This is a genomic window from Pseudomonas sp. SM4, from assembly GCF_051913165.1.
Taxonomy (GTDB): domain Bacteria; phylum Pseudomonadota; class Gammaproteobacteria; order Pseudomonadales; family Pseudomonadaceae; genus Aquipseudomonas.
The window spans coordinates 44,253-66,082 of record NZ_JBODOE010000017.1; the positions used below are offsets into that span (position 1 = coordinate 44,253).

At 59.4% G+C, this 21,830-nt stretch carries 16 protein-coding genes; 7 read left to right on the forward strand and 9 right to left on the reverse strand.

The features are described 5' to 3' along the window. Positions 1 to 40 precede the first annotated feature (40 nt). The 3 genes from ACQ4MY_RS25690 to morA all read right to left on the reverse strand — a co-directional run bounded on the left by ACQ4MY_RS25690 (position 41) and on the right by morA (position 7,032). Positions 41 to 1,354 carry a C4-dicarboxylate transporter DctA gene (locus ACQ4MY_RS25690; RefSeq protein ID WP_440096891.1) on the reverse strand — a complete coding sequence of 438 codons (1,314 nt, stop codon included), beginning with the start codon at positions 1,352 to 1,354 and terminating at the stop codon, positions 41 to 43. A gap of 335 nt (positions 1,355 to 1,689) precedes the next feature. Next, positions 1,690 to 2,943, reverse strand: coding sequence for a serine hydroxymethyltransferase (glyA, locus tag ACQ4MY_RS25695; RefSeq protein ID WP_129395595.1), 1,254 nt, complete (start codon positions 2,941 to 2,943; stop codon positions 1,690 to 1,692). 240 nt (positions 2,944 to 3,183) lie between these two features. After that, positions 3,184 to 7,032, reverse strand: a complete 3,849-nt coding sequence (gene morA, locus ACQ4MY_RS25700; protein WP_440096892.1) for a cyclic di-GMP receptor MorA — start codon at positions 7,030 to 7,032, stop codon at positions 3,184 to 3,186. A gap of 285 nt (positions 7,033 to 7,317) precedes the next feature. On the opposite strand from morA, the gene ettA reads away from it, so the two are divergent. Then, complete coding sequence (gene ettA / locus ACQ4MY_RS25705; RefSeq protein ID WP_008078577.1) at positions 7,318 to 8,982, forward strand: energy-dependent translational throttle protein EttA; 1,665 nt, start codon at positions 7,318 to 7,320, stop codon at positions 8,980 to 8,982. Between the two features lie 372 nt (positions 8,983 to 9,354). Next, positions 9,355 to 10,692 (forward strand): NADP-specific glutamate dehydrogenase, encoded by a 1,338-nt coding sequence (gdhA, locus tag ACQ4MY_RS25710; protein WP_440096893.1) that lies wholly within the window; start codon positions 9,355 to 9,357, stop codon positions 10,690 to 10,692. On the opposite strand, the gene ACQ4MY_RS25715 is transcribed toward gdhA, so the two are convergent. The 4 genes from ACQ4MY_RS25715 to ACQ4MY_RS25730 form a co-directional block, all read right to left on the reverse strand. Further along, positions 10,689 to 11,183 (reverse strand): GreA/GreB family elongation factor, encoded by a 495-nt coding sequence (locus ACQ4MY_RS25715; RefSeq protein WP_440096894.1) that lies wholly within the window; start codon positions 11,181 to 11,183, stop codon positions 10,689 to 10,691. The genes gdhA and ACQ4MY_RS25715 overlap by 4 nt on opposite strands. 70 nt (positions 11,184 to 11,253) lie before the next feature. Continuing rightward, the gene (locus ACQ4MY_RS25720; RefSeq protein ID WP_440096895.1) at positions 11,254 to 11,610 is read right to left on the reverse strand and encodes a hypothetical protein; all 357 of its coding nucleotides are present in this window, start codon (positions 11,608 to 11,610) and stop codon (positions 11,254 to 11,256) included. Between the two features lie 155 nt (positions 11,611 to 11,765). Then, positions 11,766 to 13,619 carry an Lnb N-terminal periplasmic domain-containing protein gene (locus ACQ4MY_RS25725; protein ID WP_440096896.1) on the reverse strand — a complete coding sequence of 618 codons (1,854 nt, stop codon included), beginning with the start codon at positions 13,617 to 13,619 and terminating at the stop codon, positions 11,766 to 11,768. A 264-nt stretch (positions 13,620 to 13,883) separates the two neighbouring features. Further along, a complete protein-coding gene (locus ACQ4MY_RS25730) occupies positions 13,884 to 14,372 on the reverse strand; it encodes a DUF3015 domain-containing protein (RefSeq protein WP_007909797.1) in 489 nt (162 codons plus the stop codon). Between the two features lie 301 nt (positions 14,373 to 14,673). Between ACQ4MY_RS25730 and ACQ4MY_RS25735 the strand changes: the two genes are divergently transcribed. Continuing rightward, positions 14,674 to 17,112 carry a Lon protease family protein gene (locus ACQ4MY_RS25735; RefSeq protein WP_008078572.1) on the forward strand — a complete coding sequence of 813 codons (2,439 nt, stop codon included), beginning with the start codon at positions 14,674 to 14,676 and terminating at the stop codon, positions 17,110 to 17,112. Between the two features lie 309 nt (positions 17,113 to 17,421). Beyond that, the gene (locus ACQ4MY_RS25740; RefSeq protein WP_008078570.1) at positions 17,422 to 17,739 is read left to right on the forward strand and encodes a PA4575 family protein; all 318 of its coding nucleotides are present in this window, start codon (positions 17,422 to 17,424) and stop codon (positions 17,737 to 17,739) included. Between the two features lie 51 nt (positions 17,740 to 17,790). On the opposite strand, the gene ACQ4MY_RS25745 is transcribed toward ACQ4MY_RS25740, so the two are convergent. Then, on the reverse strand, positions 17,791 to 19,620 hold the full coding sequence (locus ACQ4MY_RS25745) for a hypothetical protein (RefSeq protein ID WP_440096897.1): 1,830 nt from the start codon (positions 19,618 to 19,620) through the stop codon (positions 17,791 to 17,793). A 163-nt stretch (positions 19,621 to 19,783) separates the two neighbouring features. On the opposite strand from ACQ4MY_RS25745, the gene ACQ4MY_RS25750 reads away from it, so the two are divergent. From ACQ4MY_RS25750 to ACQ4MY_RS25760, 3 genes are all read left to right on the forward strand, one after another. After that, a complete protein-coding gene (locus ACQ4MY_RS25750; protein WP_008078565.1) occupies positions 19,784 to 20,272 on the forward strand; it encodes a TIGR00645 family protein in 489 nt (162 codons plus the stop codon). 134 nt (positions 20,273 to 20,406) lie between these two features. Continuing rightward, positions 20,407 to 20,712: a DUF6482 family protein gene (locus ACQ4MY_RS25755; RefSeq protein WP_008078563.1), complete on the forward strand. Its 306-nt coding sequence runs from the start codon at positions 20,407 to 20,409 to the stop codon at positions 20,710 to 20,712. 122 nt (positions 20,713 to 20,834) lie between these two features. Next, complete coding sequence (locus tag ACQ4MY_RS25760) at positions 20,835 to 21,452, forward strand: FKBP-type peptidyl-prolyl cis-trans isomerase (RefSeq protein WP_008078561.1); 618 nt, start codon at positions 20,835 to 20,837, stop codon at positions 21,450 to 21,452. Between the two features lie 119 nt (positions 21,453 to 21,571). Here the strand turns inward: ACQ4MY_RS25760 and ACQ4MY_RS25765 are convergent, their stop codons facing one another. Next, complete coding sequence (locus tag ACQ4MY_RS25765; protein WP_008078558.1) at positions 21,572 to 21,829, reverse strand: PA4570 family protein; 258 nt, start codon at positions 21,827 to 21,829, stop codon at positions 21,572 to 21,574. Position 21,830: the final 1 nt, after the last annotated feature.

Sequence of the window (21,830 nt, forward strand, 5' to 3'; positions counted from 1 at the left end):
CAAAAGATCGCAGCCTGCGGCAGCTCCTACGGGGTTGAAATCAGAACTCCTGCTGGTGCGCGGGAGTTGCTGGTTTACGCGGCTGAAAGGTGTAGCCCTGCTGACCGCTGAGTACTTTGTTGGCGCGTTGTACGTCGATGTCTTTTTCCCAACGGGCGATGGCGACGGTGGCGACGCAGTTGCCGATGAGGTTGGTCAGTGCCCGACCGATGCCCATGAACCAGTCCACGGCCAGCACCAATACCAGACCCACTACCGGGATCGCCGGAATGGCGGTCAGCGTCGCGGCGAGGATCACCAGTGCCGAGCCGGGAATACCGTGAGCACCTTTGGAGGTGATCAGTGACACCAGCAGAATCGTCAGTAAATCGGTCATCGCCAGCGGTGTGCCGGTGGCGTTGGCGATGAAGACAATGGCCAGGGTCAGGTAGATCGAAAAACCATCGAGGTTGAACGAATAACCGGTAGGGATCACCAGGCCGACGGTCGAGCTGCCGATGCCGAGGTGTTCGAGTTTGCGCATGATTTGTGGCAACACAGCGTCGGACGACGCCGTGCCCATGACGATCAGCAGTTCTTCACGCAGGTACTTGAGCAGCGGCCACATACGCAGGCCGGAGGCGCGCATCACCAGACCGAGAATCACGCTGACGAAGGCCATGCAGGTCAGGTAGAACAAACCGACCAGACTGCCCAGGTGTTGCAGTGAGTCGAGGCCATATTTGCTGGTGGTGAAGGCGATGGCACCGAATACGCCGATCGGCGCCAGACGCACGATCATGCCCATGATGCGGAAGATCACATGGCTCAGTTCGTTGATCAGTCGGGAGATCCCGGAGGCCGCTTCGCCGACCAGATTCAACGCGCTGCCGAACAGCACCGAGAACAGCAGCACTTGCAGGATGTTGTTGTCGGCGAACGCGCCGAGCACCGAGGTCGGGATCAGATCCATCAAGAATTGCGTGGTGCTGTGCATGTGCTGGCCACGCTGGGCGATGTCGCCCATGTCGGCCGCAGACAGTTGCTCCAGATGAATATTCGCGCCGCTGCCGATGCCGGTGCTGAAGGCGAAGACCAGGCCGATCACCAGGGCGATGGTAGTCAGCACTTCAAAGTAGATCACTGATTTGAGGCCGATGCGCCCGACCTTCTTCAGATCGCCAGCGCCGCTGATACCGCTGACCACCACGCAGAACACGATGAGGCCGATGAGCATCTTGATCAGTTTGATGAAACCGTCGCCGAGCGGTTTGAGCTGGGCCGAGTATTCAGGAAGGGTCAGCCCGCAGACGATGCCGAGCACCAGTCCGAGAACCACTTGGAGGAAGATTGAACGCGAGCACCATCTGAGCATGGGAGGAATCCTGGTCGGTGTCCTGGCTGCCGTGCGCGTGGCGCATCAGATTCAGGACTTAATTATTGTGGTCTTACCGGTATGTCCAGTGCAGGCGCAGTCTACGCTCGGTTTTTTCGGGATGACAAGTGAAAACAACAAAATTGGCATGACCGGTCTGACCAGCGGCGCCAACCAAATGTAGGAGCTGCCGAAGGCTGCGATCTTTTGATCTTGTATTTATAATCCAGATCAAAAGATCGCAGCCTGCGGCAGCTCCTGCATGGGAAATCGCAGGCGAAAAAAAACCGGCCAATCACTTGGCCGGTTTTTCATGCTGCGGGTTTAACGTCGCATCAAGCGCCGTACACCGGCAGTTTCTTGCAGATGGCTTTGACTTTCTCACGAACGGCGTCGATCACCGCTTCGTTGTTCAGGTCAGCCAGGATGTCGCAGATCCAGCCGGCCAGCTCTTTGCACTCGGCTTGCTTGAAGCCGCGAGTGGTCACAGCCGGGGTACCGAAGCGCAGGCCGGAAGTGACGAACGGCGAGCGTGGATCGTTTGGCACGGAGTTCTTGTTCACGGTGATGAACGCTTTGCCCAGAGCGGCGTCGGCGTCTTTACCGGAGATGTCCTGCTTGATCAGCGACAGCAGGAACAGGTGGTTCTTGGTACCGCCCGAAACCACGTCGAAACCGCGCTCGATGAACACTTCGGCCATGGCCTGGGCGTTCAACACCACTTGTTCCTGGTAAGCCTTGAACTCAGGCTGCAGCGCTTCCTTGAAGCAGATCGCCTTGGCAGCGATCACGTGCTCCAGCGGGCCACCCTGGGCGCCCGGGAATACCGCCGAGTTCAGCTTCTTCTCGATGTCGGCGTTGGCGCGCGCCAGGATCAGGCCGCCACGTGGACCGCGCAGGGTCTTGTGCGTGGTGGTGGTCACGACGTCAGCGAAAGGCACCGGGTTCGGGTAGACGCCAGCGGCGACCAGACCGGCTACGTGAGCCATGTCGACGAACAGGTAAGCGCCGACTTTGTCAGCGATTTCGCGGAAACGCGGGAAATCGAGGATCTGCGAGTAGGCAGAGAAACCGGCCACGATCATTTTCGGCTTGTGCTCAACCGCCAGACGCTCGACTTCGTCGTAGTCGATCAGGCCGTTGGCGTCGATGCCGTACTGCACAGCGTTGTACAGTTTGCCCGAGGAGGAAACGCTGGCGCCGTGGGTCAGGTGACCGCCGTGGGCCAGGCTCATGCCCAGAATGGTGTCGCCACCTTGCAGCAGAGCCAGGTAAACAGCGGCGTTGGCTTGCGAACCGGCGTGCGGCTGAACGTTGGCGTAATCGGCGCCGAACAGCTCTTTGGCGCGGTCGATGGCCAGTTGTTCAACGATGTCGACGTACTCGCAACCACCGTAGTAACGCTTGCCTGGGTAGCCTTCAGCGTACTTGTTGGTCAGGACCGAGCCTTGAGCTTCCATCACCGCTGGGCTGGTGTAGTTTTCCGAAGCGATCAGCTCAATGTGTTCTTCCTGGCGCTGAGCTTCTTGCTCCATGGCGGCAAAAAGGTCGGCGTCGTACTTGGCAATAGTCAAATCACGGCTGAACATGGCGGTCCTCAAGGATCGGGGGCAGAAAAGGGGGGCATTCTAACCCAATGGGTTTTGGATGGCATATGAAACGACATCATGTCGCAGACAAGTGGCGTTCATGACAGATGTGCGGTGCTTTTGCTGGCCCCATCGCTGGCAAGCCAGCTCCCACAATGTCTGGGTTTCAGCCCGAGAATATTGATCCACAGCAAGTCCCTGTGGGAGCTGGCTTGCCAGCGATGGCCGCGCCGCAGGACTTCAGTCGAACATGAACAGCGCATCATTACTGAACTGCGCTTCAAAGCGGCTCGCCGGCATCGGTCGCCCGAACAGATACCCCTGAACCTCATCGCAACCATGCTCACGCAGGAAGTCCAGTTGCTCATGGGTCTCCACACCCTCGGCGATTACCGCCAGATTCAGGCTGTGTGCCATCGCGATGATCGCCCGGGCGATCTGCGCGTCCTGCTCACCCGACGGCAAGCCATCGACAAACGTGCGGTCGATTTTCAACACGTCGATCGGGAACTGCTTGAGGTAGTTAAGCGATGAATAACCAGTGCCGAAGTCATCGACCGCAATGCTCAGGCCAAGGTTTTTCAGCCCGGCGAGAATCTGCATCGCCTCGCTGACTTCGCGCATCAGGATACTTTCGGTCAGCTCCAGCTCCAGGCACGCCGGCGGCAGGCCGGTTTCGCGCAGGATCGTGGCGATCCGCGTGCCAAGTTGGCCATCGGAGAACTGTCGCGCGGAAATGTTTACCGAGACCTTCGGCACGCGCACACGGTTCTGGTGCCAGGTCTTCAGTTGACGGCAGGCCTCGCTGATCACCCAATCGCCAACGTCCACCACCAGCCCGAGTTCTTCGAGCACCGGAATGAAATCCCCCGGCGGCACCAAGCCACGACGCGGGTGACGCCAGCGCAGCAGCGCTTCGGCACCGGTCAGGCGTTTGCCGTCGCCGCTGAATTGCGGCTGGTAATACAGGACAAATTCGTCTTGTTCCAGGGCGTGGCGCAAATCGCTTTCCAGCTCCAGACGCTCCAGCGCACTGGCGTTCATGTCGGCCTGATAGAACTGGAAGTTGTTCTTGCCGCGTTCCTTGGCGTGGTACATCGCGGTGTCGGCGTTCTTCATCAACTGGCTGAGTTCGTTGCCGTCCTGCGGGCTCAGGGCTATGCCGATACTCGCCGTGACAAAAAACTCGCGGCCTTCGAGCACGAACGGCCGCACCAGGCTGGCAAGAATCTGCTCGGCGACATGAATCGCCCGGTTCAGCGCCATTTCACGGCTGGAACGATGTTGCAGCAGCAGAGTGAATTCGTCGCCGCCCATACGCGCCACGGTGTCGTCATCGTCGACGCAAGCGAGCAGGCGCGTGGCCATGTCTTTCAACATGCGGTCGCCGGCGGCGTGACCGAGGGAGTCGTTGATCGGTTTGAAACGGTCGAGGTCGAGGAACATCAGCACCACCCACGACTTCTGACGTTCCGCCGATTGCAGCGCGGTGTGCAGACGATCCTGGAACAGCGTGCGGTTCGGCAAATGGGTCAGGGCGTCGTAATAGGCGAGGCGGTGAATGCGCTGTTCGCTGGCCTTGCGCTCGCTGATGTCGCTGAAGAAACACACGTAACTGGCCAGATCGCCTTCGTCGTCGAGTACGGCGGTGATGCCGACCCACGCCGGGTAATGCTCGCCATTACGCCGCTTCATCCAGACTTCGCCCTCCCAGGTGTTGTGCTGGTGCAATTGCTTGAGCACGTAGCGCAGGTGCGCGTCCTGTTGTTCGTCGACGGTGAGCATGTTCGGTAACTGGTCGAGCACTTCGCTCACCGCGTAACCGCTGACCCGACTGAACGCTTCGTTGGCCTGAACGATGTAGCCGGCCGGGTCGGTGATCAGAATCGCCGAGGTCGAGTGCTCGAAAACCGTGGCGGCCATGCGCAAGTCTTTCTCGGCGCGACGTTGCTGGCTGATGTCGCGACCGACACCGAGTACGCCTTCGAATGCACCATGCTCGTCCCACACCAGTACCAGACGCAGCTCGATCGGGATCTTGCGGCCATCGGCGCGCAGGCAGTCGAACAGGAACAATTGCGTCTGCACCTGGCTGCGCAGCAGCGCCAGTTGCTCGGGCTTGTCGAGCGCCTTGCTGACGCGATCCATCAGCGTGTAGATGCCGCTCAGTTGTTGCGGGTTGGCGATGGTCGATTGCCAGCCGTTCTGGAAAATCCACTCGGCGTCGTAGCCCAGCACGGCTTGCACCGACGGGCTGACGTAGTTCAGCGAGAGCTTGCTGTCGGTGGAGAAGATCACGTCGCTGATGCTTTCGGCGAGCATGCGATAACGCTGCTCACTGTCGCGCAGGGACTCGCTGGCCTCGATCTGTTCGGTGATGTCCTTGGCCACACCGATGATCCGCGTGACTTGATCATGCTTGTCGCGGGCCAGTGCCTGTTCACGAATGTCGAAGCGCCGCCATTTGCCATTGCGATGACGGAAGCGCAGCTGACATTGCAGCAGTTGGCTGTAACCGGCGTGACGCTGCAACTGCCGCGAACGATGGTAGTAATCGGCATCTTCGGGGTGCAGGAGGATTTCCCAGAAGTACTCGCCCATCTGGTGCAGTTCGGTGCGGTTGTAACCGAGCGTCTGGCCGAGGTGGTGGTTGCTGAAAATCATCCGCTGGCTGATCACGTCCTGCACGTACAGATGATCCGGCACGGTGCGCACCACGTCCGACCAGAAGCCTTCGCGCTCCAGCAGCGACAGCTCGATGAGCTTGCGACTGGTGATGTCGTTGATGCTGAGGATCACCGCTTTATAGTCGTGCTGCTCGTGCGGCAGGCGCAACACCATCCATAGATGCTGGTCGCGGCCATTGATGTCCGGCAGTTTGATTTCCAGTTCCAGCTGTTTCTGCTGCTGCAACACCGCGTCGAGCACCTGGTTGCCGATCGCGCACTGGCGATGCGGATGGCCATCGATCAACAGTTGCCAGGCGTGTTCGCAGGAATTGACGTTGAGCAGTTGCAAGGCCACCTGATTGACCTCGGTGACGCGCAGTTCCTGGAGCAATTGTTGGCGTTGCGCCGGTTGGTCGAGCCAGGCCTTGAGCTGATCGCTGGTCTGGATCTGGGCTTTTTCGAACACCTGCTTGAGCCCGGACAGATCAAGCACGCACAAGGCGACGCCGGTGCCTTCGAAAATGTCCTGATAACGCCGGCGCCCTTCATGCAACTGGCGCTGGCGGCGGCGCATGTTCAACAGCGCGATCACTGGCAGCAGCGAGAAGGCCAGGCCCAACAGGCATTTGCCGATGAACGCCGGCAGCAATTCTTCCAGCACGCGCTGGCGGTCGAACAGGCCGCGCAATTGCCAGTCGCTGCTGCTCAGCGGCACGGTCAGCACGGTGTTGGCCAGATCGTCCGGGGTCAGTACGCCAGGCTTTGCCGACGGCAGCGCTTCGTCGCGGCTGATGATCTGATGATTGATGCGGTTTTCCACCAGCCACAGCGGGCGCAGGCCGGTTTCACCCTGTTTGGTCAGCGAGTCGAAGAAGGTCGGGGTCAGGCGCAACGCCCAATAGCCACGCGTGCTGCCGCTGGCCTGATGCAACAACAGGTGCACCACCGCGCCGTCGTCGGCGTTGCTGAAATAATGCGCCTGCGCACGGCTGCGGCGGACCAGTTCGGTGAGGTAGTCGGCGTCGTGGCTGTCGGCGGCGCTGTCGCTGAGGATGCGCCCGGACGGGCTGAGCAACGCCATGCTGCGCAGATCCGGCAGCGACTGCTGAAGTTTGCGCAGCAGCGCCTGCTGTTCGTCGGCAGTTTGCGGTTGCTCGACGATCGGTAGCAGATTGAGGGCGATTTGCGCGTTCAGCGCCATGTTCAGGCTGACCTGCGAGGCGAGGTCGGCGGTGTAGTCGATGGTGTACTGACGCTGGTTTTTCTGGGTTTCGCGCAGTTGATCGAGCAGTTGCCAGAACAGCAATGCCAGCAACAAAAGCACGAGGGTTGCCAGCGCTCCCTTTAATGTCCCGCGCAGGGGCGAGCCGGGCGCCGGTTGGGTGCTGCTCACAGAGGCTGGCGGAGTGACGTTGGACAAGCTGTAATCCTGCGGTTTGGCTGGACTGGCGCGACGTGCACTATAAGCCGGACGCCCAAAGGGCGGCTAGCATGCCTTGAGTTGTGGCGAAGTGCCAGCCCCGCTCGGCTGGACTGCCACTGGTCAATCAGGTAGCTTTGCCGGTTACGCGGGAGCGTTCCAGCTCCTAGACTCAGACTTTTTCAGCGCGCACGCATTGATAACCATCAAGTGAACGACGCGCATGGTCTGGCCGGGCATCGCCCGCGCTGCAATCATTCATCTGTCACTGACCCAAGGTTCTCCATGGCTCAATACGTCTTCACCATGCATCGGCTGGGCAAAGTTGTTCCGCCGAAGCGGGAAATTCTCAAAAACATTTCGCTGTCGTTCTTCCCCGGCGCCAAGATCGGCGTACTCGGCCTCAACGGTTCGGGTAAGTCCACGCTGCTGAAAATCATGGCCGGCGTCGACACCGAGTTCGAGGGCGAAGCCCGTCCGATGCCGGAACTGAACATCGGTTATCTGCCGCAAGAGCCGCAACTTGACCCCACCAAGACTGTACGTGAAGTGGTCGAGGAAGCGGTCAGCGTGATCAAGAACGCTCAGGCGCGCCTGGACGAGGTCTACGCGGCTTACGCTGAAGAAGATGCCGACTTCGACAAACTGGCTGCCGAGCAAGCCAAACTCGAAGCGATCCTGCAAGCCAGCGACGGTCACAACCTTGATCGTCAACTGGAAGTCGCCGCCGACGCGCTGCGTCTGCCAGCGTGGGACGCCAAGGTCGAATTCCTCTCCGGTGGTGAAAAACGTCGTGTGGCCCTGTGCCGCTTGCTGCTGTCCGCCCCGGACATGCTGCTGCTCGACGAACCAACCAACCACTTGGACGCCGATTCCGTTGCGTGGCTGGAGCACTTCCTGCACGACTTCCCGGGCACTGTGGTAGCGATCACGCACGACCGTTACTTCCTCGACAACGTCGCCGGCTGGATTCTGGAACTCGACCGCGGCGCGGGCATTCCGTACGAAGGCAACTACTCGGGCTGGCTCGAAGCCAAGTCCGATCGTCTGGCCGCTGAATCCAAGCAGCAGTCGGCGCACGAAAAAGCCATGAAAGAAGAACTGGAGTGGGTGCGCAAAGGCGCCAAAGCCCGCCAGTCGAAATCCAAGGCTCGTCTGCAACGCTTCGAAGAAATGCAATCGCAGGAATTCCAGAAGCGCAGCGAAACCAACGAGATCTACATCCCGGCCGGTCCACGCCTGGGCGACAAGGTCATCGAATTCAAGAACGTCACCAAGGGTTACGGCGATCGCGTGTTGATCGACAACCTGTCGTTCTCGATGCCGAAGGGCGCCATCGTCGGCGTGATCGGCGGTAACGGTGCCGGTAAGTCGACCCTGTTCCGCATGTTGATGGGCAAGGAACAACCGGATTCGGGCAGCATCGAAGTCGGCGAAACCGTGCAACTGGCCTGCGTCGATCAGAGCCGCGATGACCTGGATGGCAGCAAGACTGTGTTCCAGCAAATCTCCGACGGTTCCGACCAGATCCGCATCGGCAACTACGAGATCCCGTCGCGTACCTACGTCGGTCGCTTCAACTTCAAGGGCGGCGATCAGCAGAAGTTCGTCAAGGACCTGTCCGGTGGTGAACGCGGTCGTCTGCACCTGGCGCTGACCCTGAAGGAGGGCGGCAACGTCCTGCTGCTCGACGAACCGTCCAACGACCTCGACGTTGAAACCCTGCGTTCGCTGGAAGAAGCCCTGCTGGACTTCCCGGGCGCCGCGATTGTGATCTCTCACGATCGGTGGTTCCTTGACCGTGTGGCGACACACATCCTGGCGTACGAAGACGACTCGCAAGCGATCTTCTTTGAAGGTAACTACACCGAGTACGAAGCGGATCGCAAGAAACGCCTCGGCGAAGCGGCTGCCCAGCCACACCGGGTACGTCACAAGAAACTGGCCTGATTCGGGTTGGTTGCATAAAGAGCGGAGCCTTCGGGCTCCGTTTTTTTTGCCCGGTTTTTTTCAGGGGAACCGAGGTGGATTCATCGCTGGCAAGCCAGCTCCCACAGGAATTGTGTTATGTCCGGATTGTGTGAGCGCCGCTAAAACTGTGGGAGCTGGCTTGCCAGCGATGGCGGTATAACTGTTGGTGCATCAATCAAATTTGATCTCCCCATTCAGGTGCAAATCAGCGCCAAAAACCAGCCGGATTTATATCCTGTGCACCATTTAATTTCATAACTGCGACATTTTGCTCTGTTCCTGTGCGCATTTCGTTTGTTACAGTCCGGCCCAATCTCCTCCAACGACAATAAAATTGCCGAGACTTTTGCCATGATCGAATCCGTCGAATCCTTCCTTGCCCGTCTGAAAAAACGCGACCCGGATCAGCCCGAATTCCACCAGGCCGTCGAAGAAGTACTGCGCAGTCTGTGGCCGTTTCTCGAAGCCAATCCGCACTACCTGACTTCGGGGATTCTCGAGCGCATCTGCGAGCCGGAGCGTGCCGTGGTGTTCCGCGTGTCGTGGGTCGACGATCAGGGCAAAGTCCAGGTCAATCGCGGTTTCCGCATCCAGATGAACAGCGCCATCGGCCCGTACAAGGGCGGCTTGCGTTTCCATCCTTCGGTAAACCTGGGCGTGCTGAAATTCCTCGCCTTCGAACAGACCTTCAAAAACTCCCTGACCTCGTTGCCCATGGGCGGCGGCAAGGGCGGTTCCGACTTCGATCCGAAGGGCAAGAGCGACGCCGAGGTCATGCGTTTCTGCCAGGCATTCATGAGCGAGCTGTATCGCCATATTGGCGCCGACGTTGACGTACCGGCGGGTGATATCGGCGTCGGTGCGCGCGAGATCGGTTTCCTCTTTGGCCAGTACAAACGCCTGAGCAACCAGTTCACCAGCGTGCTGACCGGCAAAGGCATGACCTATGGCGGCAGCCTGATTCGTCCAGAAGCCACCGGTTTCGGCTGCGTGTATTTCGCGGAAGAAATGCTCAAGCGTCGCGGGCAGACCGTTGAAGGCAAGCGCGTGGCGATTTCCGGTTCCGGCAACGTGGCGCAATACGCCGCGCGCAAGGTCATGGATCTGGGCGGCAAGGTGATTTCGCTGTCCGACTCCGAAGGCACGCTGTATTGCGAGGCTGGCCTGAGCGAAGAGCAGTGGTCGGCGCTGCTGGATTTGAAGAACGTCAAGCGCGGGCGCATCAGCGAATTGGCGACAGCGTTTGGTTTGGAATTCCGCGCCGGTCAGTTGCCGTGGTCACTGCCGTGCGACATCGCGCTGCCGTGCGCCACGCAGAACGAGCTAGACGCCGAAGCCGCCCACGCCCTGCTGCGCAATGGCTGTGTGTGCGTGGCTGAAGGCGCAAATATGCCAACCACGCTGGAGGCTGTGGATATCTTTATCGAGGCTGGCATTCTTTTCGCGCCGGGCAAGGCATCCAACGCCGGGGGCGTGGCGGTGAGCGGTCTGGAGATGTCGCAGAACGCCATGCGTCTGCTGTGGACGGCGGGTGAGGTGGACAGCAAGCTGCACGCGATCATGCAGTCGATTCACCACGCTTGCGTGCATTACGGCGAAGAGAATGGGCGGATCAACTACGTCAAAGGCGCGAACATCGCCGGTTTCGTCAAAGTCGCCGACGCGATGCTCGCGCAGGGTGTGGTTTAAGCCGGTTCGATGCGGATCACTTCGATCACTTGATCGCCAGCGGGGCGCTGCCACAGCACCTCGTCGTTGAGTCGGGCACCGAGCAGGGCGCGGCCCAGCGGTGAGCCCCAATTGATCAGGCCCTTGCTCGCATCGGCCTGATCTTCGCCGACCAGTTGCACGCGGTGTTCGGTGTCGTGCTCATCGGCGTAGGTGACCCAACTGCCGATCTGCACTTTGTCTCTGGACGTTGCGGTGACGGCGACTTGGGCGCTGCTCAAGCGCTGATTGAAATAACGCAAATCCCTTTGCAGATCGGCCAGCCGTTGCTTATCGGCCTGCTCACCTTTGGCCGATTGTTCTGCGTGTTGGGTTTGCAGTTCGGCGACTTTTGCCTGCAACTGCGCCAAGCCTTGTGACGTGACGTAATTGGGCTGCTCGCTGACCTGCCGTTCAACCGGTTGATCGGCTTGTGCGGCGGCGTTGTCTTCGTTGACGAAAGCACGGCTCATGGGTTCCTCCTCGTATGAGGTTTGGGCCATGCTCGCAGGCATTTGGTTTCACTGGATGTCTGGGAGCGACCTAGGGCGAGCGATAAGCCCGCCCGGCGTCCTGATCTTTCTGTTGCTGCCACGCGCGCTCGCGCTCGTCCCAGTGTTCGTTGCGGTAGTCGTCGCGACCCTTGTTTTCGAGCATCGCCTGACACTGGCGAAAGCCGTCGGTCCAGCCGTCGGCGTACTGCTTGTCCTTGAGATAACGCGGGACGTTCTTGCGGAACTCGCCGCTGATCGAACCGGCGGCCTGGCGACCGCTGACGCAACCATCATCAAAACCGTCGGCGAAGGCCGGAGGATAACCTTTGGCGATCAAATCATCGTGGGTCGACTGGCAACCGCCCAGCAACAGCAAAACACCCAACACACCCGCACACCGCCACATCGCACTCTCCCGAGCCGGTTGTCCGGCTTATGGGGAAAGTCTAGAAGGTGATTCGTTGGTGGGGTGTGAAAGAAAGATCAAAAGATCGCAGCCTGCGGCAGCTCCTACAGGTGAAACGCATTGCAAATGTAGGAGCTGCCGAAGGCTGCGATCTTTTAATAGTGATACCACTTCACTTCGAGCATGACTTCCGTTTCCGGCGTGGCGATGTGGCTGAACTCACGCTGCGCACTCAAGCGCAAACCAAGATTGCGCGACAACGCCCACTGCTGATTCAGACTCAAACTGCGCCGCACTTCGCCGTTGAAGAAGTAATCGCCCTTGGCCTCCAGACTGAGGTTGCCCAACGGGTTTTTCCACAACACGCCGGTATTGAAACCGCCTGCGGGAGAAACAAACTCGGCGAAATCATTGTTGTGTTCCACCCGCACGGTGCCGAGGGCAAAACCCAGCACATCGTCGCCCAGCGCCCACGTGCCGCCACCGCCACCATTCACATGGCTGACCAGCGTCTCGTCATCATGCTTGCCCGGTACGCGCTCAAGGCCACCGGTGACTTGCCACGACAACGGCTGCAACAACTCGTTGCGTGGTGTCAGCGAGCGAATCGTCGCCAGATCCAGTTGCTGGAACTGCCAGTGATTGCCCTCGTACTGACGCAGCTTCATTTGCAGGATTTCAATTTGCGCGCCGAGCGGGAAGCTTTCGGCGTTGTCGTTGAGATCGTGATAGGCCATGCGCAAGCCGTACTCGCCGAACGCACGATCGCCGCGGGTGCCGAGACCGGCCTGCCAGGTGCGCGATTCGTGGCCGTCTTCCGGCAGGCCCGGTTGCGGGATTTCGAGATCGGGTGCCGGGTTTTTGTTGATCGCCCGCAGCAGTTCGAAGCTCCGTTGGGCTCGCTGCGGGTCGCGTTCCTGACCGTTGGCGCGGTAGCGTTCGAGGCGATACGCCGCGTCGATGATCAACGCCTGACGATCGCGGGGCAGGGCTTTGAACGTCGGTTCTTGCAACACTTGTTGATCGGCGCTGACTTTCAGCACCCAATCCTGTTCTTCACCCGTCAAAGGCTCGGCGCGACTCAGCAACTCACGTTCGCGGGAAGGACGGTATTCGATACTTTCCACCAGCCCGGCTTCTTTCACCGCTTTCACGGTGTCAGTAGGAATCGCGGTCAGCGGGAATTGCTCGGTCAGGCGCAAGCTAGGCCGTGCTACTTGCAGCAGTTCGAGCAAACGGTACGAGCAGTTTTCATCGAAGAAGAAATAGTCGAACTGAATCTGCTTCAGCTCCCACACATGCTCGACCATGCGCGCGGTTTCTTCTTGCGTCAGATTGAGCCGGTATTCCCACAGATCGCGGTTTTCCAGGCTGCGGTATTCGGAGAGTTTTTCCTGATACGGCACCAGTGCGAACAGGCCCGGATAGCCGCCCATCAAGCCTTTCCAGGCGTAAAGAATGCTGTTGTCCGAACCTTCGATGTAGGCGCCGAAGTTGATCGCGTAACTGAGCAGCGACGTTTTGTCGGCCTGCACATCGGCCTGGTCGATGCGCAACAGGGTGTGGCCGAACATCGATGACGGACTGTTCAAATAAGCCGCCGGGAAGATCATCACCGCGCTGTGCGGCGAGACGTCCTTGATCCATTTTTTGTACTCGGCGCACTCAGGTGTCGGCAGATCATTCAGCTTGAGCTGCGCTTTCAGCCAGCGAGTGCGCGCCGGGTAAACGCATTGCGCATGCTGCTCGCCGAGACTGGCCGGCGCGTACAGCGCTTGCACGGTGGCCGCCAGTTCGTGATCGGGATGTTCATTGCCATCGGGCGCAAGAAAGAATTTCTTGTCGCTGACATAGCTGCGCCAGCCGCCGAGTTTGGCGGTTTCGTAGTGACCGAGGGAAATCCAGAAGCGGTCGTTGGCCAGTTGCTGCAAACGTTGAGGGTCGATATGTGGCGCGGCGGACAGCGGGGCGCAGACACAGAGCGCCAGCCAGGCAAGGCGTTTGAGCATAAGTGGCAACTTAAGTCGAAAGAAAATAAAACCCGAATCGGGGGTCAACACTCCACCCTGTGGCGAGGGGATTTATCCCCGTTGGGCAGCGAAGCGGCCCCAAAACCTGTATCCCCAATGCACCAGCTATACCGCATGCACAGGTTTCACGACTGCTGCGCAGCCGATCGGGGATAAATCCCCTCACCACAGGTTCAGCGTCACGGTGGAATCACTGCATAAAAATAAAACCCGCTCCCCGAAGGAAGCGGGCAGAGGTCGAGCTTATGCCTGAGTTGCGTACTTGGCCAGACGAGGATCCGATTTCAGTACGGCCAGGGTGTTGGTATGCACGTCTTCAGCGGTCACGTCAGCCTTGCTGAAGATCTGCTGGAAGTGCTCGTGAGTCACGGCAGCGAAATGCGCGCGATCTTCCGGCGCCACGCCCAGTACCACGGCGTAAGTCGTCAGCGCTTCGCCGTTGCCTTTGGCCATGTCTTCGGACAGCTCGTTCATCATGCCATTCATGGCAAACCAGGATTTGCCGCCGTAGGTCAGCGACGCGTTGGTCGAGCAACCGTTGGTGCCGGAAGTCATACCAAACGTGGCGTTACCGGAAGTGCCGTTGGTGGTGGAAGCGAGGAAGTGTGCCGGGGTGCCACGCTGACCTTCGAACAGCATGTTGCCCCAACCGCAATCCGGGCCGCCTGGAGCTTGCGCCATTGCGTTGATGGATACAGCGGTGAAGAGAGTACCGAGAAGAATCCGTTTCATAGCTTTTATCTCTTTATGTGCATACCAATGGACAGGGTTCTGGCCCCCCAAGCTCTGTACGAAACAGATCAAAACGAAGCCAGTGGGCCGGTATTAGTTCCAGCCGCGCAGTTTGGAGTTTAGGCACGTTCCAGGGTTTCCGTGGTTTTTTGCAAAATATTTGGAATAAACCCCGGTTTGCGGGGGCGCGCCGCAGGGTTGGCCGGTTGTCTATGCTTTGTCACATGGCGCGCCTTGCCAGTGGGGCACGGGCAGCGCCAGAATGCCGCTATCTGCCCCGCCTGATTGTTAAGGAAGCCCGATGCCTGATCCTGTTGCTGCCAGCTTGCGTCTTGCGCCCGAAGCGCTGACCCGTCCGTTTTCCGCTGAACAGTTCAGCTTCACTACCACCAATGATCTGGAGCCCTTTCGCGGTGTGCTCGGCCAGGAACGCGCGGTCGAAGCCTTGCAGTTCGGTGTGGCGATGCCACGCCCCGGTTACAACGTCTTTGTCATGGGCGAGCCCGGCACCGGCCGGTTCTCGTTCGTCAAACGCTACCTGAAGGCCGAAGGCAAACGCCTGCAGACCCCGGCGGACTGGGTCTATGTGAACAATTTCGATGAGCCGCGCGAACCCCGCGCGCTGGAGTTGCCGTCCGGCACCGCTGCTTCGTTCATCGGTGACATCAACGGTTTGATCGACAACCTGCTGGCGACGTTTCCTGCAGTCTTCGAGCATCCGTCCTACCAGCAAAAGAAAAGCGCCATCGATCGCGCCTTCAACCAGCGCTACGATAAGGCCCTCGACATCATCGAACGCCTGGCGCTGGAAAAAGACGTCGCCCTCTATCGCGACAGCAGCAACATCGCCTTCACGCCGATGCTCGACGGTAAAGCGCTGGACGAAGCTGAATTCGCCCAGTTGCCGGAAGCTGATCGTGAGCGTTTCCACGAAGACATCTCCGGCCTCGAAGAGCGTCTGAACGAAGAACTCGCCAGCCTGCCGCAATGGAAGCGTGAGTCGAACAATCAGCTGCGTGCGCTTAACGAAGAAACCATTACCCTGGCTTTGCAGCCATTGCTTTCGCCGCTGTCGGAGAAGTACGCCGAGAACGCTGCGGTGTGCGGTTACCTGCAAGCGATGCAGGTGTACCTGCTGAAAACCGTGGTCGAGCAACTGGTTGACGACAGCAAGACCGACGCCGTGGCGCGCAAGCTGCTGGAAGAGCAATACGCGCCAAGTCTGGTGGTCGGTCATCCGGTGAGCGGCGGTGCGCCAGTGGTGTTCGAACCGCACCCGACTTACGAAAACCTCTTCGGCCGTATCGAATACACCACCGATCAGGGCGCGCTCTACACCACATATCGCCAGTTGCGTCCGGGTGCCTTGCACCGCGCCAACGGCGGTTTCCTGATTCTTGAAGCGGAAAAAATGCTCAGCGAGCCGTTCGTATGGGACGCGCTGAAACGCGCCCTGCAATCGCGCAAGCTGAAAATGGAATCGCCGCTGGGCGAGATGGGCCGTTTCGCCACCGTGACCCTCAACCCGCAGCACATTCCGTTGCAGGTCAAAGTCATCATCATCGGTGCGCGGTCGCTGTATTACACGCTGCAAGACCTCGATCCGGACTTCCAGGAGATGTTCCGCGTTCTGGTTGATTTCGACGAAGACATCCCGATGGTCGACGAGAGCCTGGAGCAATTCGCCCAGTTGTTGAAAACCCGCACATCGGAAGAAGGCATGGCGCCGCTGACCGCCGACGCGGTGGCGCGTCTGGCGACTTACAGCGCACGGCTGGCCGAGCACCAAGGGCGTTTGTCGGCGCGTATCGGCGACCTGTTCCAACTGGTCAGCGAAGCGGATTTCATCCGCCATCTGGCCGGCGATGAAATGACCGATGCCGGCCACATCGAGCGTGCGCTGAAAGCCAAAGCCACGCGCACTGGTCGCGTGTCGGCGCGGATTCTCGACGACATGCTCGCCGGGATCATCCTCATCGACACCGATGGCGCGGCAGTCGGCAAGTGCAACGGTCTGACCGTGCTCGAAGTCGGCGACTCGGCGTTCGGTGTGCCGGCGCGGATTTCCGCCACGGTGTACCCAGGCGGCAGTGGCATCGTCGACATTGAGCGCGAGGTTAATCTCGGCCAGCCGATCCACTCCAAAGGCGTGATGATCCTCACCGGGTATCTGGGCAGCCGTTACGCGCAGGAGTTCCCGCTGGCGATTTCCGCGAGCATCGCGCTGGAACAATCCTACGGTTATGTCGATGGCGACAGTGCGTCGCTGGGCGAGGCGTGCACGCTGATTTCGGCGCTGTCGAAAACTCCGCTCAAGCAGTGCTTCGCGATCACCGGTTCGATCAACCAGTTTGGTGAAGTGCAAGCGGTCGGTGGGGTCAACGAGAAGATCGAAGGCTTCTTCCGTCTCTGTGAGGCGCGCGGGCTGACGGGCGAGCAGGGCGCAATCATTCCGCAGGCCAACGTGGCGACGTTGATGCTCGATGAGAAAGTGCTGGCGGCGGTGCGTGCCGGGCAGTTCCATGTTTACGCGGTGCGTCAGGCGGATGAAGCGTTGAGCCTGCTGGTCGGCGAACCGGCCGGTGAGCCGAACGCCGACGGTGAATTCCCGGAAGGCAGTATCAACGCACGGGTGGTCGAGCGCTTGCGCGACATCGCCGAGATGATCAGCGAGGAAGACCTCAAGGAAGCCGAGAAAGAGTTGGCCCAAGAGGCATTAGCCGAAGCCAAACCCGCGTAACCCTGGCGCGGTCAAACTGTAGGAGTGAGCCTGCTCGCGATAGCGGAGTGTCAGTCGGCGAATGAGTTGCCTGACACACCGCCATCGCGAGCAGGCTCACTCCTACATTTGCTTTGTGGTGATCTGCAGGGAGCTCGCCACAACTCTGGCGTCAATATTCACACAATGACCATTCGGCGCCTTCTGGTTCTATCCAGCTTGCGCAGCGCACTTTTCTTCTATTCTCAGCTCAAGGATATCGACAGTATCACTGGATCGAGCCAGTCCCCCCGTGGGGGCTGAATACCGGCTTCACCGAGGGTCGCCGCCATGTCGCGCAACCTCTGTCTCACCCGTCAGTGCCTGGGTCTGGTGACCCGTATCGAATGCGCCATCAAGCCGTTGGCCGGCGATAACGGCATGTGGACGCTGCTCTTCGCCGCCGGCATGGCCGGCGAACAACCTTCCGCGATCAAAGCCCAAGGCCCGTTCCACGGCCCCGTAGCGGCGGAGTCGATTCTCGACACCATCGTTGAAAGCCTGACTTTGCACGGCTACGAACTGGCCGACGATCCGCAGATCTGGAGCCTGCACCTGCAAGCCCAATTACGGCAAATCAACGGAGGCCGCAGCCGCGCCCTCAATTAATACCTGCCGATGTAGGAGCTGCCGCAGGCTGCGATCTGTTGATCTTGCTCTTCAAGGAGCTGTATCAGACACCTGCGCCTTATCGAGTTTGACCTCAAAGCCGTATTGCACGGTGGCGAGGTCGGTTCGCTGATAGGTTTCCACGTGAGTCGGACGGCCGTAGAAGTAATGCACGCCGAACAACGCCGGGCCTTCTGCGCTCGCGTCGTGGCTGACCGAAAGAATCTGCTTGAGGTAATGGCCGCTGTCATCCTTGACGAAGAACCGCCATTCGTTGGGCGGAAACACCTTCAGATCGACCACCAGCATGTTGTTCCGGATCTCCAGGCCTTTGGGCAACGCCTTGGCGTCGTAGGCTTGTTTGGCCACCGTCGCGAGAAACAACGGCATTGAACCGACGGCAATCGCCGGGGTTTCCGGAAAAAGATTCAGGTCGTAAGTGATGGTCGCGCGCAACGGATCGACCTGATAAGCCTCGGGCGGCAGTTCTATCGGCTCGTCGAGTTTGCCGTTATGTTTTTCGGTGAAGAACGTCACCGGACTCTCGCCGGGATTGAAGTCGTCGCCGAGCAATTCATCATTGAAGGTGCGGCGGTGAGAGAACTCGATACGCGCGGCGCTCGGATCCTCCACCGATTGGTGGATACGAATGCCGGCCTTCAGTTGCTCCTCGGTCAGCGCCGCACCCTTGAGCCAGCTCGCGGCTTGATCGTCGTACACCACCACCGCCGGATCCAGCGGTTGAATGGCTTTTTCGGTGGTGTGCTGGTTGAAGGCGCGGATCGGCAGATCCAGGGTTTTACGGGTCACGGTGACGGAGGAGAAATCCAGTACGCTGACCTCCAGCGTCTCGATCGGTCCGTTGAAGTAAACCTTGTTGTAGCGTTTCGGGTGTTGTTGCTCAAACGTCTGCTGGTCGTCGCTCAGCTGTTTTTCCAGCGTATCGCTCCAGGTTTTCTGTTGCTGTAATTGCGCCAGTTGTTTCTCGTAGAACGCCACCTGCTCAGGGCTCTCGTTGATTGAACCGGCGCGAATCAGGTATTGCCCGGTCGTGTCGCGGGCCTGCACGATCATTGGATTAAGTTGCGCGCCGGCGACTTCCGGGGCCAGTGCCAGGCTGTTGCTGAATTCGACTTCGGCGTAGTTCTTTTCCAGCTTCAGCAGTTTGACGCTGAGGTTGTCGTTGGTGCGGGTCTGGCCGACATCCTTTTTTGTCAGGTCGAAGCTGTACAGGCGTCGTGGCGCGATGACCTCGACCTGGCCTTGCAGGCTGACCGGTTGCGGCAGGGTTTTCTTGTCGACGTTCAGGCCATCGATGAACGGGTAGGTCACGGTCAGGTCGTCGGGGTTGGTCACGTTGGAGCTGGACGGGCTGAGCTGAATGCCGGGGTCGGTTTCCGACCATTCCGGCTGATAAGCGATGACACGTTTGTTGCTCAACGTCACCGATTGCCATTCCACCCCGTGGGGAAACAGGAACCCGCCGGGAATGTTCAGGTTGAACGGAAACACCGGCTGCAGATCGGTGAGGTAGTCCGAGCTGGCGTCCTTGTGCAGGACGAACAGACCGTTGACGAAGGTATCGACCAGCGCCTGCGGGGCAGGGTAGTGCTTGAGCACGGCGAGGGCGTCTTCGCCGTACTCGGTGCGCGGCGGATTGTCGTCGAGTTTGAATTGGGCGCGCTCCAGTAACAGCAGCGAGCCGCCGAGCTCGGTGATGGCGTCCTTGAGCTTCGGATCGCTGATGGCGTCCAGCGATTGCTCAAACTGCGCGGTCTTTTCTTCAAGGCTCAGTGCGTGTTTCTCATCGCCGGGCGAGCAAGCGCCCAGCAACAAGGCCAAGCAGATTCCGGCTGTCGTTATCGGCAATCGCACATCCATTTCCACTCGTCCTGTCCACTGTCGCTGGGCTGTCAATGCTTTGGACACTAGCAGAAAAAAAATCACATACACACGCAGGTGGCGGATTTGCCGACGGTTTCTGGCTGTCACGAGGGGCTGGTATACTCGCCGCCATTTCCGCCCCCCTCTTGTGTGAGATTCAATGGAACGCTTTATCGAAAACGCAATGTACGCCTCGCGCTGGCTGCTGGCGCCGATCTATTTCGGGCTGTCCCTCGGGTTGCTGGCGCTGGCGCTGAAATTCTTCCAGGAAGTGTTCCACGTCATCCCCAATGTGTTCTCGATCGCCGAATCCGATCTGATTCTGGTGCTGTTGTCGCTGATCGACATGGCGCTGGTGGGTGGTTTGCTGGTGATGGTGATGATCTCCGGCTACGAGAACTTCGTCTCCCAACTGGACATCGATGAAGACAAGGAAAAGCTCAGCTGGCTGGGCACCATGGACTCTTCGTCGCTGAAGATGAAAGTGGCGGCCTCGATCGTGGCGATTTCTTCGATCCACTTGCTGCGCATCTTCATGGATGCCAAGAACGTCGATCCCGAGCACCTGAAGTGGTACGTGATCATCCACATGACCTTCGTGCTCTCGGCCTGCGCAATGGGTTATCTGGACAAGGTCACCAAGCACTGATCACTGCCTGATCGCTGCAAACCACCGCCCGTCTGTTGCGAAACAGACGGGCGGTGTCGTTTGTGGCTTGTGCTTTGGCGTGCGCAGGCATATCCCTGTAGAGGTCCTGGCTCGCCACTGCGTGAGGTGCGTTCATGAATCTGCAAGAGTTGAATGCGTTTGCCATCGCCCGCAAGGTCGATGAGCTGAACCTGATCTCCATGGAAGGCGGGATATATCTGCTCGAAGCACGGATGCACGGAGCGGCGTATCCGTTGAGTGATCTCAAGGGCAACATGCTGACGCTGCGTTCGGTCGAGCATGCGCGGGATTTGCTGCATGCCTTCCCGGTGCTGCCGTTCAACCTCGTACACACTTCGGTACACGATGAAATGTGTGGCCTGGGCGCTAGTGGCGAAGAAAGCCTGAAAGTGCCGCTGGCCTGGCGATCGGCCCTGTAGGCCTTGCGCGCCATCGTCTGAGCATCTGTGCTAGTCTGCTCGCCCTTTTGGTTCCGGGCGCGCCGGGACGCGCTGTGCACGCACGGCAAGTCTTGTGGCCGTCCGCACAGCGGAGCAGTGTCATGTCCGAAGTAAATCTGTCCACCGACGAAACCCGCGTCAGCTACGGCATCGGCCGTCAGCTGGGTGACCAGCTGCGCGACAACCCGCCACCGGGTGTTAGTCTGGACGCCATCCTGGCCGGCCTGACCGACGCCTTCGCCGGTAAGGAAAGCCGTGTGGGTCAGGAAGAAATGTCCGCCAGCTTCAAGGTTATCCGCGAAATCATGCAAGCCGAAGCGGCTGCCAAAGCTGAAGCCGCTGCTGGTGAAGGTCTGGCCTTCCTGGCGGAAAACGCCAAGCGTGACGGCATCACCACCCTGGCTTCCGGCCTGCAATTCGAAGTGCTGACTCAGGGCGAAGGCGCCAAGCCGACCCGTGAAGATCAAGTGCGTACGCACTACCACGGCACGCTGATCGACGGCACTGTGTTCGACAGCTCCTACGAGCGTGGCCAGCCAGCAGAATTCCCGGTTGGCGGCGTGATCGCCGGCTGGACCGAAGCCCTGCAACTGATGAATGCCGGCAGCAAATGGCGTCTGTACGTGCCGAGCGAACTGGCTTACGGCGCTCAAGGCGTTGGCAGCATCCCGCCGCACAGTGTTCTGGTATTCGACGTCGAGCTGCTGGACGTTCTGTAATCCCGTGATCGTGTAGGAGCAAGGCTTGCCCGCGAAGGCGTCCGGTCAATCGACATCAATGTTGAATGAAAGACCGCTATCGCGAGCAAGCTCTGCTCCTACAGGGTTTGTGGCGTTTCTCATATTTCTATCTTGTGATGCAGTTCATGGGTCGGGCGCAATGCCCGGGCATAGCAGAACAGGAACAGATTGCGCACCAACTCCTTGAGCACCAGTGGCTCGCTGGAATTCAGGCTGCTGACGTCCAGATCCCCTTGATCCTGCAGCTCATGCAAGGCTTCTTCTTCAAGCACCGCACAGACTTCACCGGTCTCCCGATGGAGGATTCTGAGGTAAGGGTGTGGACGATCCAGCCAGGCGTCGATCAGATAAGTCATG